At 56.2% G+C, this 381-nt stretch carries 1 pseudogene; it reads left to right on the top strand.

Features of this window, described 5'->3' with window-relative positions:
* A pseudogene (locus ACNQ0T_RS23265) lies at positions 1-381 on the top strand (nuclease); the annotation flags it as partial.

Below are 381 nucleotides of genomic sequence, written 5' to 3'. Positions count from 1 at the left end.
TCTCTGGGTGGAACACCAGGATAAGGGGCGGCTCGAACTGAATTTTGTCATTCCGAACATGGAACTACAGAGCGGTAAGCGCCTCCAGCCGTACTACGACCGTGCGGACAGGCCGAGGATAAATGCCTGGCAGACGCTGGTTAATCATCATTACGGGCTGCGTGACCCGAACGCACCGGAGAACAGACGGACGCTTGTCACACCGAATAATCTGCCAAAAGCGAAACAGGAGGCCGCAGAAGCGATTACACGGGGTCTTGAGGCGCTTTACCGTGCCGGAGCAATAAAAACGCGTCAGGATGTCACTGAGGCGCTCACAGCGGCAGGTTTTGAGGTGGTGAGGACAACCAGAAGCAGTATCAGTATTGCCGACCCGGAGGG

Source organism: Enterobacter cloacae complex sp.6700776, from assembly GCF_048284255.1.
Lineage (GTDB): Bacteria > Pseudomonadota > Gammaproteobacteria > Enterobacterales > Enterobacteriaceae > Enterobacter > Enterobacter intestinihominis.
This window is presented reverse-complemented; position numbering and strand designations above follow the sequence as displayed.